This is a genomic window from Solemya velum gill symbiont (genome assembly GCF_002020255.1).
Lineage (GTDB): Bacteria > Pseudomonadota > Gammaproteobacteria > Chromatiales > Chromatiaceae.
Map to the genome: position 1 here is coordinate 77984 of NZ_MPQG01000001.1, position 13922 is coordinate 91905.

At 53.7% G+C, this 13922-nt stretch carries 12 protein-coding genes; 2 read left to right on the forward strand and 10 right to left on the reverse strand.

Translation table 11 applies throughout. The features are described 5' to 3' along the window. Positions 1 to 123: 123 nt before the first annotated feature. From BOW06_RS00385 to BOW06_RS00405, 5 genes are all read right to left on the reverse strand, one after another. The gene (locus BOW06_RS00385) at positions 124 to 900 is read right to left on the reverse strand and encodes a tRNA threonylcarbamoyladenosine dehydratase (RefSeq protein ID WP_043118392.1); all 777 of its coding nucleotides are present in this window, start codon (positions 898 to 900) and stop codon (positions 124 to 126) included. Further along, the gene (locus tag BOW06_RS00390) at positions 893 to 1690 is read right to left on the reverse strand and encodes a general secretion pathway protein GspB (protein WP_043118390.1); all 798 of its coding nucleotides are present in this window, start codon (positions 1688 to 1690) and stop codon (positions 893 to 895) included. Before BOW06_RS00390 ends, BOW06_RS00385 begins: the two co-directional genes overlap by 8 nt. Then, complete coding sequence (locus tag BOW06_RS00395; RefSeq protein ID WP_078459459.1) at positions 1690 to 3657, reverse strand: ExeA family protein; 1968 nt, start codon at positions 3655 to 3657, stop codon at positions 1690 to 1692. The genes BOW06_RS00390 and BOW06_RS00395 overlap by 1 nt, the downstream gene beginning before the upstream one ends. Before the next feature lie 72 nt (positions 3658 to 3729). Next, on the reverse strand, positions 3730 to 4332 hold the full coding sequence (locus tag BOW06_RS00400) for a DUF938 domain-containing protein (protein ID WP_078455153.1): 603 nt from the start codon (positions 4330 to 4332) through the stop codon (positions 3730 to 3732). Beyond that, entirely contained in the window at positions 4332 to 5465 is a 1134-nt protein-coding gene (locus BOW06_RS00405) for a GNAT family N-acetyltransferase (RefSeq protein ID WP_043118386.1), read from the reverse strand. Before BOW06_RS00405 ends, BOW06_RS00400 begins: the two co-directional genes overlap by 1 nt. 70 nt (positions 5466 to 5535) lie before the next feature. Here BOW06_RS00405 and nfo point away from each other — a divergent pair, with 70 nt between their 5' ends. After that, entirely contained in the window at positions 5536 to 6378 is an 843-nt protein-coding gene (gene nfo / locus BOW06_RS00410; RefSeq protein ID WP_043118384.1) for a deoxyribonuclease IV, read from the forward strand. 6 nt (positions 6379 to 6384) lie between these two features. Further along, positions 6385 to 6981 (forward strand): histidine phosphatase family protein, encoded by a 597-nt coding sequence (locus tag BOW06_RS00415; protein ID WP_043118383.1) that lies wholly within the window; start codon positions 6385 to 6387, stop codon positions 6979 to 6981. A 53-nt stretch (positions 6982 to 7034) separates the two neighbouring features. Here the strand turns inward: BOW06_RS00415 and BOW06_RS00420 are convergent, their stop codons facing one another. From BOW06_RS00420 to alaC, 5 genes are read right to left on the reverse strand one after another with little or no spacing between them, the layout of a single operon-like run. After that, the gene (locus BOW06_RS00420; RefSeq protein WP_143557076.1) at positions 7035 to 7694 is read right to left on the reverse strand and encodes a tetratricopeptide repeat protein; all 660 of its coding nucleotides are present in this window, start codon (positions 7692 to 7694) and stop codon (positions 7035 to 7037) included. An 8-nt stretch (positions 7695 to 7702) separates the two neighbouring features. Beyond that, complete coding sequence (gene mrcB, locus BOW06_RS00425; protein WP_078452932.1) at positions 7703 to 10162, reverse strand: penicillin-binding protein 1B; 2460 nt, start codon at positions 10160 to 10162, stop codon at positions 7703 to 7705. A gap of 5 nt (positions 10163 to 10167) precedes the next feature. After that, entirely contained in the window at positions 10168 to 11160 is a 993-nt protein-coding gene (locus BOW06_RS00430; protein WP_078452933.1) for a hypothetical protein, read from the reverse strand. Between the two features lie 24 nt (positions 11161 to 11184). Further along, a complete protein-coding gene (locus BOW06_RS00435) occupies positions 11185 to 12492 on the reverse strand; it encodes a homoserine dehydrogenase (RefSeq protein ID WP_078454346.1) in 1308 nt (435 codons plus the stop codon). Further along, the gene (alaC, locus tag BOW06_RS00440; RefSeq protein WP_043118376.1) at positions 12492 to 13691 is read right to left on the reverse strand and encodes an alanine transaminase; all 1200 of its coding nucleotides are present in this window, start codon (positions 13689 to 13691) and stop codon (positions 12492 to 12494) included. The genes BOW06_RS00435 and alaC overlap by 1 nt, the downstream gene beginning before the upstream one ends. Positions 13692 to 13922 lie beyond the last annotated feature (231 nt).

Genomic DNA, 13922 nt, shown 5'->3' on the forward strand with positions numbered 1-13922 from the left:
AGAAGGTTGTCTGAGCGATCGTTGGATCGCGAGTTCCTTGCGCGCCGTGGCTTGAACGATCAGGCGGAGGTATGGCGGGAAATGCAAGGGGTACAGCGCTTGCCCGAAAGTACAACATTCCGGTCAGTTAGGTAAAGAAAGTCGCCTCAAAACCTCGCCAACGGCAAGCAACCCGGCGGTTGCAGTGACATGGGTAACCGAGCCCAGTCCGCCACAGTTAAGATGCGACGCCTTGTCATCAATTGAACAACTCCCCGTCCCTGCTTCCGCGATACGCGGCTCCTCAGTTGAATAGATGGCAGGCACAGAGAAACGGCGTTTCGGATTACGTGGGAAGTTGTAGTCCTGTCGCAGCTGCTTACGTACGCGGGAGAGAAGCGCATCTTTCTCGGTACGACTCAGATCAGCAATCCGCAGCAGACTTGCATCGCTCTTGCCCCCGGCGCCTCCAACAGTGATCACACATTGCTTGTTACGCCTGCACCATGCAATCAAAGCTGCCTTGTCACGAAATGAATCGATACAGTCGACCACAACATCGGCATCCGCCGGAATCCACTCTCCCGGATTGTCCGCAGTAACAAACTCCTCAACCGTCTCGACATGGCAGTGGGGATTGATCTCGTCTACACGCTGCTTCAGAACCTGAACTTTCGCTGCACCGAGCGTACTCGCAAGTGCAGGTAGCTGACGATTGATATTCGACTCGGAGACATGATCCATATCGATCAGGGTGAGCCGTCCGATAGCGCTTCTCGCGAGTGACTCAACTACCCATGAACCGACCCCGCCGACACCGATGACACACACGTGCGCAGAGAGAAAACGACGATATGCGGTCTCACCATAGAGTCGCGCAATACCGCCAAAACGCCTGCTGTTATCCGTTTCTTCAGTCATTGACCGTGAGCAGAAACTGCTCCCCATTGATACGCATAACAACACCGGTTGGAACGATCTCGATCACTTCAGCACCATTTTTCAGTCTTGCTCCTTCACTGTAGAGCCTGCCACTGATATAGACGAATCGCCTGCTTTCACGACGGTCATAGACATGCACATCGAGATGCATGGGCTTGAGACTATTGCGCAGCGAAGAAGGGAGTTGCCTGAATGTCCGCAGATCACTCTTTTCAGACACCACCTCGGGCTCTTGCGGCACTGGCTCCAACTGCACAGGTGGCTCGGGGGTTTCAATCTCTTCCACTACGGGTTCAGTTAGAGGCTCAATTACTGGTTCAATGACTTGATCAGATACTGGTTCAGTTATTTGTACCTGTTGCGGCAATTTGTCGACAACCACTTCAGCAGGCTCAGCCTGTGATGGAATCTCTACTGGCAGTTGCTGTTGCTCAACCTGGGGACGCATTTCCACTTGTGGAGGCGGAAGGGCTTGAGGTGAAGATACAGACGGCGGTTCCACAACACTTGCCTGTGGCAACTGGTCCCTGTCACCTTCCCTTGCCTGATCAAGTGGACTCATGTTGCCCTGCCTTTGTGTCAGAAGCCAGGCAGCCAGAGCAGCAACAAGCAGCAGTGCAATCATTACGACCACAAGGCGACTTTGGCGCCGTCTGCGTACATTGCGTGACCCTAACGCATGGCGTGGACGCGTGACCAGGGGCACACTTGCTGCGTTACCGAGACGCTCACGTTCCGACTTTTTCAAGGCTTCAAGGATCAGCGACATCAGTCAACTCTCCCGAGACGGGGGCCGCCAGCCAGCGGAGACTGGCTCATAATATGCTGCAGGGTCTGCTCGCCCACGTAACCATCCGCGTCCAGGTGATTCGACTCCTGGAAGAGCATCACCAACTGTACGAGTGGCTGATCAAAATCTGCAAGATCAATATCTTCTCCCATCTCATAACCGGCAATGGCAGAGAGCTGCCTGCGCAGCCATAAAACATCTGCCCCGCGACTCCCCGGTACGATCATTGCGTTGCGTACCAGTTCTGGCAGCCGCCAGATATAGCGGAACTCACCAAGCCAGTAAGGTTCAATTTCACTCTTGAAGAAACGCTGTACTTCACCATCGAAACGTAGTGCAACCGACTCTTCGTCCATACCGACAATCGTAATGTGCAGATTACCAACCAGGCCGCGATTGAGGGTCAGAATCACAGGTCGATTGAGTTGTGAGATACGTGTCCAGTTACCGGTCGAAGTGACACAGCGGATCTTATTACTCTTCTTGCCATTGCAGAGTGAATCGCTGTCGGTCCCGGCAGGCAGATCCCAGCTGAATGCCAGTTCCCGCATTGCCTGTGCTTCATCCATGCTGGCGATATTCTTATCAAGCCACTCATCGAAGGTGATCTCGTCCACACTCGTCTGCTCCTGCTCAGCAGGTTGCACAGAAACAGCCACAGGCACATCCGGACCGGCTGTAATGGCCGGCTCGTCACTTAACTCCCGGGGTGGAGCATCGCTTATTTCAGCTGATGGCTGCGGTTCTTCAACTGCACCAGGAGCTGTCACGGGCATATCTTGAGTCACCTCGAGAGACGGATTACCCTGCGGTGTTTCAACAACATCCTGCGACGTCTCCTCTACATCGACAGCCGCGGGCTCGACTACTGGCGGGCTATTCTCATCAAATGGACGGGAAACCCCGTTCTCTATCAGGATCGCTGGTGCTGCCGGAGAGGAAGGCGGTGTAGATTCCTGCTCAGGAGGTGCGGTCTCCTGCGCAGGCGGCAGAGCCTGTTGAACGGTTTCGGATGACTCGCTGATTGCCGGAGCCTGTTCATCATGCCACGACAGCAGGTAGCCTGTTAATGCGGCCAACAACAAGAGTACGGCAGCGATAGCACCCCACTGAATCAGCATTGCCTGCCTCTCATCAGTTTCACCCATCACCTGCCGCGCTGCCTCGCGCACCATGGTGTGATCAACCACCGATGCCTCCTGCACGTAAGCTGCCAGCAGGGCACGGTCGGCAATTTCGTTGATCAGACGGGGAACGCCTCCACTCGCCTTGTAGAGCGCTTTCATCGCCGCAGCGGTATAGAGATTCCTGTTACTGCCTGCGATACCCACGCGGTGCGCAACATAGGAACGTACCTCGTCAGGCAGCAGCGGCTCAAGGTGATAGCGTGCGGTAATACGCTGTGCCAGCTGTCGCAGATCCTTGCGACCGAGCTTGCTGCGCAGTTCAGGCTGACCAACGAGAATGATCTGCAGCAGCTTTTCGCGGTTGGTTTCAAGGTTTGTCAGCAGGCGCACCTGTTCCAGCACATCGATTGACAGCCCCTGGGCTTCATCGATAATCAAAACAGCGCGGCGCCCGTCAGAGAAGCTTTCAAACAGGTGCGCATTCAGTGCATCAACCAGCGTCTTCAGTGTCGCCTTGTCGGCATCATACTCAATACCGAACTCGTCACAGACACTGGCAACAAATTCTAGCGGGGAGAGTTTGGGATTAAATACCAGGGCAAGATCAACATTTTCCGGCAACTGCTCAAGGAGTGTTCGCACCAGGGTTGTTTTACCCGTGCCGACTTCACCTGTCAGCTGTACGAAGCCACCGCCCTCCTGTACACCGTACAACAGGTGCGCAAGCGCCTCTTCATGGACCACGCTAAGAAAGACATAACGGGGATCAGGAGCGATCGTAAAGGGTTTTTCGCTTAATCCGAAATAGGACTCGTACATGCTTTTTCCATCGGGGTGATGAGAGCCATCCGGTAGCGGCTCATCAATGCCGTGTAGGTCGGAATCATAGCATTATTCAGCGTCCTTCACCCAAACGAGAATACGGTTATTGGCCGGCATGGCAACGTCATCTTGCAGCTTCATACCAGCCGCTCTGGCGAGACTGTTGAGCCATTCGAATGATTTGATGCCACTGTGCGGGTCGCGTGACTTGAGCCACTCATCGAAACGCGCGTTACTTTCACTCGTATAACTGCCGTCGTAATTAAAAGGACCATAGAGCGCAAACACCCCAGCATGCGGAAGGATTTCACCGACCCCTGCAAACATCGCCTCAACCATTTTCTCATCCATGATATGAGCACTGTTCGCAGAGAAAACTGCGTCTATATCTATCTGCGGCCAATCTTCCTGCATCACGTCAAGTTGAAACGGACCATGCACATTCGGCAGAGCTGCCTCCTCGACCCACATGGAGATACCGGCATGATAATCAGACTGATCACTGGCATGCCATTGCATATGGGGCAACTGCTGTGCAAAAAAGACCGCATGCTGTCCAGTTCCGCTACCGATCTCGAGAATGCTGCCAGATTCACTGAAAAGTGGACGAATCACCTCAAGTATCGGCTCACGATTCTGATCACAGGATTCCGCCCATGGCTTATTCAACATCAACTGTTTTCTTCCCGATAGGGTGAGCGCAAGCGCAACTCATCATGGTAAGCAGCAACTGCTGCCTGTTCATGCAATGTCCATTGCCTGACAGGCTCCCGGAATTCATCATCATTAATCCAGTGTGCAGATGTCGTCGCAACAGGTAAAAAGCCTCTAGGAATCTTGTGCTCACCCTGTGCTCCCGGTTCAAAACTGGTGAGACCACGTCGGATACAAAACTCGATACCCTGGTAATAGCAGGCTTCGAAATGGAGCATGTCGACCTGTTGACTGCATCCCCAGTGGCGCCCGTAAAGCGTCGTATTGCTGCAATACATCAGGGAGCCTGCGATGCATTCACCATCCAGATCTGCAAGCACCAGGATAATATTGTCTGGCATTTTTTGTGCGACCTCTTCAAAGAAACCGAGATTAAAGGTTGCAAGCCCCCACTTCTCATCAAAGGTCTTTTCATAAAAACGCGTAAAAGCCTGCCAGTCGGCATGGCTGGCTGAGTGGCCATCAAGTTGTCGCAGGTTGACACCTGATTTGACTACCGTCTCACGCTCCTTGCGAATCATCTTGCGCTTGCGTGCCGTGAGACGACTCAGAAAATCATCGAAATCTGCGTATGCATGATTGTGCCAATGGAACTGCACATCGTGCCGACTCAACCAGCCAATAGAGTCCAGTTGCTGTTGCTGATTTTCTGTCGGGAAGAGTATGTGCACACCACTTGCATTGATACTGACGGCAAGGGCCACGGCTGTGTCAGTCAGCATTCTCTGGCTCTCCTGATCACCCGAATGAAACAGCATGCGCTGACCGGTTGCAGGGGTATAGGGTACGGCAGAGACCAATTTCGGAAAGTAGTTTCGCCCGCTACTCTCCCACGCGCTTTCCCACTGGTGATCAAAGACAAACTCGCCGTAGGAGTTGTGTTTCTCATACAAGGGCATAGCTGCCACCAGTTCATCCGCATCATAGAGTGCGATGTGACGTGGCAACCAGCCGAAACGCTCACCAACACAGCTGTGATGCTCCATAGCTGCGAGAAACTCGTGCCGGATCAACGGGTTGTTATCGTCTACCAGACGGTTCCACTGCTGCGGCTCTATCTCGTCGATTGATGTGTGAATTTCTGCTTTCAAATGCCGGGTTTTGCCTGTTCGAGTCTGCTATTCTAACCGCTGATTTGAACAATACAGCCTGTGAAAAACGATGAAATATGTCGGTGCACATGTCAGTGCCCAGGGCGGTGTCGAAAACGCCCCGCTGAATGCCATGGAGATCGGTGCAAAAGCATTTGCACTGTTTACAAAAAACCAGCGCCAGTGGAAAGCCAAGCCACTCACGCAGGAGAGTATCGATGCATTCAAAAAGAATCTGAAGTTGGCGGATATCAAGCCGGAGCACGTGCTTCCGCACGACAGTTACCTGATCAACCTCGGTCATCCTGAACAGGAGGCTCTACAGAAATCACGCGATGCCTTTGTCGACGAAATGGAGCGCTGCATGCAACTGGGCCTGCCACTGCTTAATTTCCATCCCGGCAGCCATCTGAAAAAAATCAGCGAGGATGAGAGCCTTGCGCGCGTCGCAGAGTCCATCAATATCGCACTCGAAACAACATCCGGTGTGACAGCCGTTATCGAAACGACTGCCGGACAGGGAACCAACCTGGGATACAGCTTTGAACACCTGGGGACGATCATCGAACAAATCGATGACAAGAGCCGTGTCGGTGTCTGTATCGATACCTGCCACATCTTTACTGCAGGCTATGACCTGCGTACGACTGAAGCATGCGATGAGACCTTCTCGCAATTTGATGAGATAGTCGGTTTTAATTACCTGCTTGGCATGCACCTCAATGACTCCAAACCTGATCTTGGCGCCCGTGTCGACCGCCATCAGTCATTAGGTGCCGGCAAGATCGGCTGGACTGCTTTTGAATACATCATGCAGGATGCACGTTTTGATGACATCCCGCTGGTACTTGAAACTATCGACCCGAGTATCTGGAAAGATGAAATCCTCGCCCTGTACCAGTTTGCCGCATAAAACAGTATGAAAGAGACAGTCATAGAGATGATCCGGCATGGCGAGCCTGTCGGTGGCAGCCGTTATCGTGGCCACGGTATCGACGATCCCCTTTCGGAAAAGGGCTGGCGACAGATGTGGGAGAGTGTCGGTGAACATTCCGGTTGGTCACGCATCATCTCTTCACCACTGACCAGGTGCGCAGCCTTCGCAAATGAACTGGGCAAAAACCGGCAGCTCCCGGTGACGATCCATGACGACCTCAAAGAGATCGGTTTTGGCGCATGGGAAGGTAAAACAAAGGCTCAGCTACGCGAGGAGAGACTGGAGGAATTTGACGCCTTCTACCGCGATCCTGTTGCTAACACACCTGAAAATGCAGAAAAAGTGATGAATTTCCACGCGCGCATAGGCACCGTATTTGAACATCTCAGGGAGAGATACCAGGGGGAACAGCTACTGGTTGTAGCCCATGCCGGTGTTATACGCGCCATGATAACTTATGCAGTCGGTGCCCCGGCAGATTGCATGTACAGGCTGACCATAACCAATGGCGGTATCAGTCGGCTGCGCCTGGCGCCACAGGGTGTGCTGCTCGATAAACTCAACGGGACAGCCGGATAGGTTTTTATCGCGGCGAAGGCAAACCTCCTGCAAAAAAACAGATGGGCAACCGGTTAATTACCTATCTTGGCGCGTGCGCTAGCTGCACCCGCTGAATCACCCATCGCCGCCTTGGCCTGCGCAATCACCTCGTAGTTATTACGCTTGAGAGCATAATCGCCGGAAGCGAGTGCATTTGACTTCGAAGCAAGGTCACTTGCGAGTGAATAACGTTTCTGCTGCAGACGAATGTTTGCAAGACGGTTCCACAGCAACGGATGATTTTCGATACGCAGAGCCCTTTCCAGAGTTGAAGCTGCACCGGTCAGGTTGCCTGTGGACTGCTCTCTGTCAGCCTTGAAAAGCAGTGATTTTGTCGCGGCACTCATAGAGGTAGAAGAGGTGGCAGCAGGCACCGGGGTGACCCGACTGGGCTGGTAAGTTGTAGTATCCGCATATGCAATAGTCTCAGCTGCAGGTGCCTGGGTCGGTGATGTTGCCGCCGGTACGGGCCTGCTGACATCCGGTTCATAATACTGGTCCGCAGTTGCCAGTTCCGGTGAATCAACACCGGCAGTCTCTCCGGGTGCCAGCCCTCCCCATGCCGAAGAGACACGAGAGCCCCTCTCATAGACGGGCGCGTTGGGTTCAGAGCGCGGCTTGTAGGATGAACAGCCACTCAGAAATGCACCCAGCATGAGTGCAACAAGCAGGGAGTGAGAACTGTTTCGCATCATTTTATTCAATCGAAAATACTCCTGAGAAAATCGCCAAGACCATCGCCGGACTTCCGCGGTTGCCGTTCAGACCCCGTATTATCCCACGATTCGAAATCAGGATGTCCATCTTTATCGAGCACACCCCCGTTACCACCATTCAAAAAGTCGAACAGGCCGTCGATCGACCCACCTGCGCATGGTGCCAGCCCCATTGGAGCATATCCGCGCAGAAACGGCCTGGTTTCCACCTCGTAGCAGTCATGATTAGCGAGCAGACCTGTCTCCTTGTCGACAGTAACCATTTCGATCGTTTCCGGAGGATGAAGTTCCAGCGGTCTCGGATTGAGCGGTTTCATAATATCGCCCCATACCCGCAAGGCTCCGCTCGCTCCTGTCAGACCAGCCGGGGTATTGTCGTCACGACCGACCCAGACAACTGTCACGTAATCGGAAGAGAAACCGGCAAACCAGCTATCGCGCAGATTATCTGTTGTACCTGTTTTACCTGCCAGGTTCAGATGTGCAGGCATAATGGTGTTGAGATAACGCGAGGTGCCTTCGCTGACCACCTTTTGCATTGCAGTTGTCAACAAGTAGACAGGGCCCGGCTGGCTGGCACGATTCACGGTCAACGGGTACCGCTGTACAGGGTTGCCATGTTGATCGAGCACATCGCGGATCGCTCTCAGTGGTGAGCGGAAACCTCCTGATGCAATCGACTGGTACATTTGCGCCACTTCCAGGGGCGTTAACTCAACCGCACCCAGTAGCAGTGACGGAAATGCATTCAGTTTCTGACTAACGCCGAGCGCATGCAGCTTGTCTATAACGCGGTTCAGGCCCAGTTCAAGGCCAAGATGCACGGTCGCCAGGTTATAGGACTTTGCCAGGGCTGTCTCAAGCGCTACAGCACCATGCTCCTCCTTGTCGTAATTATCCGGCTCCCATATCTTGCCATTCTGTTCGAGAGTGAGCCTGGTATCACTCAGGCGCGTGACCAACGAGAACAGTTGCGGTTTCTCCAGCGCTGTCAGATAGACCGCCGGTTTCACCAGGGAACCAATCGGCCTGGTCGCATCCAGGGCACGGTTGAAGCCTGCATACGCCGGCTGCCTGTCACCGGAGAGAGCCAGCACCTCACCATCCTGCGGGGTGACGACGACAGCCGCGGACTGTAGTTTGCCCTTGGGCAGCTTTTTCTGCTTCTCCAACCCCTGCAGGCGCTTGTCAGTTGCAGATTCAACTTGCTGCTGCACCCATGGATCGAAAGTGGTGAAGATGCGCAATCCATCTGAATTGAGGTCTTCAGGTTGGTAATCGCGGCGTAACTGGCGACGTACCAGGTCCATGAATGCAGGATAGCGACCGCTGTCGCCACCACCCTTGGCCGCAGTCACACCGAGCGGCGCCGCAGCTGCTGAACGGTACTGGCTCTCGCTGATTAACCCGGCATCGAGCAGGACTGAAAGCACCACGTTGCGGCGCTTTGTTGCAGCCTTGGGATTACGCCGCGGATTGTACTGCGAAGGCCCCTTGAGCATACCGACAAGTAGTGCTGTTCTGGGCAGGTCCAGCTCAGAAACAGGTGCTCCAAAATAGAAATAACTCGCCAGGCCAAATCCATGAATACCGCGATTGCCGTCCTGACCCAGGTAGATTTCGTTGACGTAAGCTGTGAGGATGTCCTCTTTTTCGAACTTGGCATCAAGGATCAACGCCATCACCGCTTCCTTGAGCTTGCGTTTCATGTCACGCCGCGGTGTCAGATACATGTTCTTGATCAGCTGCTGGGTAATGGTACTGCCGCCCTGCCGGTTGCCCATGAGTGTCTGAACAACCGCACGGGTAAGGCCGATCGGATCAACCCCGTGATGCTGGTAGAAGCGCTTATCCTCAACTGCCAGCAGGGTGCCGGAGAGCAGCTTGGGAATTTCACCACTCGACAGGATGACACGATCTTCGCTATGGGATGGATAGATACTGCCAATCTCCATCGGCTCAAGACGCACAATCGCCAGGTCCTTGCCGCTGGTTTTCTCCTTTAACCTGGAGATCCCTGATGATCCGAAATGCACATCAAGGTATTGTTCCGGTTCATCACCGTCCCAGAAATGGAATCCCCGGCTTCGCACCAGCAAGCGCCCGCCATTGATTGCCCATTCACCTGTGCGCCTGGGATTATCGACCTTGCGATAACCGAGTCGCGTCAATTCAGCTGTCAGTTGCTGCCTGGTAACAGGTGCGCCTACATAAAGCTCCAGGGAGCGTGAATAGACACGTGCAGGCACTCGCCAACGCTGTCCTTCGAACTGATCGGTAACAGTCGGGTAGAGATACGCCATGTAGCCGGCGAGCAGAAGTACACCAACAAGGCCGAGAGAGAATGCCAGCTTGAAAAGCGCACCGAAAAAGGAGCCACGCTTCTTTTTGCTGCGACGCTTCTTTCGTTTCGTTACGGTACGTTTTCTAACTTTTTTTGCCATCTCGGTTACATCATATCCTGTTCATTCAGCAGCCCGGCTGCAATTTCAGCCTCAAGCAGGCTGCGCCATCCGTCCTTACGCCAGAAAGGGTACACAAGCGGGCGCTTGTATACCAGTGAATCCCCTGACTCATCCGCAATCACAAGCTTGCGAACCTTACCTGCAAGCAGGTGCCCGAAAAGGGTTTCAGCTTCCGCAATGGCAGTTTCTTCAGGACTCTCAGTAAAGACAACAGCGGGGCGTGACAATTCAATCTCCTGCATGGAAACTGGCGCCTGCCCCATAAGCTGTCGCAAACCATCCAGCAGTGGCGAATCACCAACCAGCTGCAACTGATTTTGAAGAGCACCAATTGACTCAAGTGAGCCGAGACCTGAAATCCAGAAACCGTTAAACAGAGCCTGCTGCTGCCCGGGAAGCACCATTTGTGCCAGCAACATCTGCATTTCGGTGAGCAGCCGCTTCAACAACCTGGCGTCCTCACCATGCGGCATCGCCTCCTCTACACCTTTGCGGCGAGCCTCCGAGAGACTGGAGGTAACAGCGGAAAGCGGAGAATCAAAACGTACGAACCACTCACCATTGAGAGAGACAAAGTGACACCCGTCTTCTGCAAAATGGCTATTGAGGTGATCAAGCAAGCCTTGCGGCGGAATTGCTGATGCTCCTTCCAGCGGAAAAACCAGCAGGCGGTCCCGATCAGGACGAAAGTGAACCGGTTGCAGTTGAGCCCACACAGCACGCCCCGGATCACCGCCGAGCCCGGCATAGCGCAATGCACCTGACGGGAAATCATTTTTCTGATCTAAACCCAGTGCCTGCTGCAGCACCTGTCCAATACTGAGTGGCGGAGACTCCAGCCGGCGGCAAGAGCGCGCCAGCTGGTCCAGGTTAGGTGTCTGTGCTGAAGAGCTTGATATCGCCTCTACATTAAACAGGGAAGGCAGAAGACAATAGACAGAGCGAACGAAATCGACGCTGTTGCTAGCGGACGTCATACACTGTCAGCTTTGCCAGCTCTGTTAATCGAGATGTTCCATACGGATACGTGCGACTTCACCCTTGATGGTCTCGAGCGCCTCGATGCGGGCGATGGTTTCATTCATCACCTGCTCTTTGACCCTGTGCGTCAGCATCACCAGTGGTACGCAGCCATCCTCGGTATGAGACTCGTACTGGTGCATCGCTTCGATGCTGATACCTGCTTCTGCCAGCAAGCTTGAGACTTCTGCCATGACACCCGCGATATCACGTGCATACATGCGCAAGTAGAATGAAGTTGTTATCTCTTCAATCGGCAGTACTGGCAGATCCTCGATTTTTCCATCCTGGTAACCCTGGCATGGCACTGCGGTATCAATGTGATCGATAGAGCGTGCGACGTCGATGATATCTGCAACCACGGCAGATGCTGTCGGCAGGGAACCGGCACCGGCACCGTAGTAGAGTGTTGGTCCTACCATGTCACCCTTAATCAGCACAGCGTTCATGACACCGTCAACATTGGCAATTAAGCGGCCCTTGGGAACCAGTGTCGGATGCACGCGCAGCTCGACGCCCTCGTCAGTGTTGCGGGCGATACCGAGATGCTTGATGTTGTAACCCAGCTCGGATACATAAGTCACATCCCGGGGTTCGATCTTTGTGATCCCTTCAGTATAGGTTTTCTCGAAATGCAGTGGCATGCCGAATGACAGGGAGGCAAGTATTGCCAGCTTGTGCGCAGCATCGATGCCCTCGACATCAAATGTCGGATCAGCTTCCGCGTAGCCAAGTTCCTGTGCCTCTTTCAGCACATCAGCAAAGTCCCTGCCCTTGTCACGCATCTCGGTGAGAATGAAGTTTCCGGTACCGTTAATGATTCCGGCAACCCACTCGATCCTGTTACCTGCGAGACCTTCACGGATCGCCTTGAGAATCGGGATGCCGCCTGCAACAGCCGCCTCGTAGGCGAGTGTGACACCAGCCTCTCTCGCTGCCGCAAACAGCTCTTCGCCATGCATGGCAATCAATGCCTTGTTGGCAGTTACAACATGTTTGCCGTTGGCAAGCGCCTCGAGAACAAACTCACGCGCAGGTGAATATCCGCCAATCAGTTCGACGACAATATGAATATCCGGGTCACTGATGACATCAGCGGCATCATTAGACACTCTCACCTGGTCGATACCATCAAGACCTTCCGGGTCATACTCCCTGGCTGCCGCGGCAACCACCTTTATTTCACGACCAAGACGACGTGAAATCTCCTCGGCATTACGTACCAGCACATTGAGTGTGCCCCCACCGACAGTACCAAGACCCAGCAGGCCAACATTGACCGGATTCACTATTTATCTCCTTCTTTTAAAACACCATCACGACGGAACATGTCGCGAATACCCCGGACCGCCTGGCGTGTCCGGTGTTCATTTTCAATCAGTCCAAAACGCACATAGCCTTCACCATCGGCACCAAAGCCGATTCCGGGAGAGACAGCCACTCTCGCATCGGCGACAAGCTTCTTGGCAAATTCGAGCGAGTCATACTCTTTGTACGCTTCAGGTATCGGCGCCCACACAAACATGGTCGCCTTGGGTTTTTCTATTTCCCAGCCGATCGCACTGAGTCCGTCACACAGCACATCGCGACGACTCTGGTACATATCTCGAATCTCGGAAACACACTCCTGTGGTCCTTCAAGGGCAGCAATCGCAGCAACCTGGATCGGCGTGAAGGTGCCGTAGTCGAGGTAGGATTTGATTCGCGCGAGCGCACCAATCAGAGTCTTGTTGCCGCACAGGAAACCAACACGCCAACCGGGCATATTGTAGCTTTTTGAAAGCGAAAATGCCTCGACCGCGATATCCTTCGCGCCCGGCACCTGCAGGATGGACGGCGCCTGGTAGCCATCGAAGACAATATCGGCATAGGCGAGATCCTGAACAACCCAGATATTCTCTTCCTTGGCAATGGCGACGACTTTCTCAAAAAATTCGAGGTCAACACAGTGCCCTGTCGGATTTGCCGGGAAATTCAGTACCAGCATCTTCGGTTTGGGCCATGACTCGCGGATCGCCTTCTCAAGTTCCTCGAAAAAACCATCGTCAGAATTGATCGGCACGTGACGCACATCGGCACCTGCAATCACAAAACCCCACGGGTGAATCGGGTAGGCAGGGTTTGGCACCAGTACGGTGTCGCCCGGTCCGAGACAGGCAAGTGCGAGGTGCGCGAGCCCCTCTTTTGAACCGATAGTGACGATCGCCTCTTCTTCAGGATCGAGGTCAACGTCGTAGCGCTCCTTGTACCAGTTACACATCGCACGGCGCAGGCGCGGAATTCCCTTTGACTGGGAATAACGGTGCGTATCCTTGCGGTTCGCGGCCTCGGTCAGCTTATCGACAATATGTTGCGGTGTGGGCTGATCAGGATTGCCCATGCCGAAGTCGATAATATCTTCGCCGCGTGCTCGTGCCGCCATCTTCAGTTCATTGACGATGGCAAAAACATAGGGTGGCAGGCGCTTGATGCGGCGGAAATCTTCCATTTCTGGAGTTGACACTGACGACCTCGGAAAATGAGAGTATGAAAGGGGACTAAAATTACCCGACTGGTGCGAAAACTGCAATAAAAACCGCCCCGAAAGGCGGTATTTTCATCGTATTGCAGTGTATTGGAAGAGTTCCTTTTCCGTCATGCCGAATTTGAACCGGCATCCATGGGTGCGTGCACTGTTCCTGATGGACCCCGGATCAAGCCCGGAGTGACGAAATCGTAT

Bases quoted from the DNA above. Each gene is read 5' to 3' on its own strand.
- BOW06_RS00385 (WP_043118392.1), bottom strand. From the start codon at position 900: ATGACTGAAGAAACGGATAACAGCAGGCGTTTTGGCGGTATTGCGCGA.
- BOW06_RS00390 (WP_043118390.1), bottom strand. From the start codon at position 1,690: ATGTCGCTGATCCTTGAAGCCTTGAAAAAGTCGGAACGTGAGCGTCTC.
- BOW06_RS00395 (WP_078459459.1), bottom strand. From the start codon at position 3,657: ATGTACGAGTCCTATTTCGGATTAAGCGAAAAACCCTTTACGATCGCT.
- BOW06_RS00400 (WP_078455153.1), bottom strand. From the start codon at position 4,332: ATGTTGAATAAGCCATGGGCGGAATCCTGTGATCAGAATCGTGAGCCG.
- nfo (WP_043118384.1), top strand. From the start codon at position 5,536: ATGAAATATGTCGGTGCACATGTCAGTGCCCAGGGCGGTGTCGAAAAC.
- BOW06_RS00415 (WP_043118383.1), top strand. From the start codon at position 6,385: ATGAAAGAGACAGTCATAGAGATGATCCGGCATGGCGAGCCTGTCGGT.
- BOW06_RS00420 (WP_143557076.1), bottom strand. From the start codon at position 7,694: ATGCGAAACAGTTCTCACTCCCTGCTTGTTGCACTCATGCTGGGTGCA.
- mrcB (WP_078452932.1), bottom strand. From the start codon at position 10,162: ATGGCAAAAAAAGTTAGAAAACGTACCGTAACGAAACGAAAGAAGCGT.
- BOW06_RS00430 (WP_078452933.1), bottom strand. From the start codon at position 11,160: ATGACGTCCGCTAGCAACAGCGTCGATTTCGTTCGCTCTGTCTATTGT.
- alaC (WP_043118376.1), bottom strand. From the start codon at position 13,691: ATGGAAGATTTCCGCCGCATCAAGCGCCTGCCACCCTATGTTTTTGCC.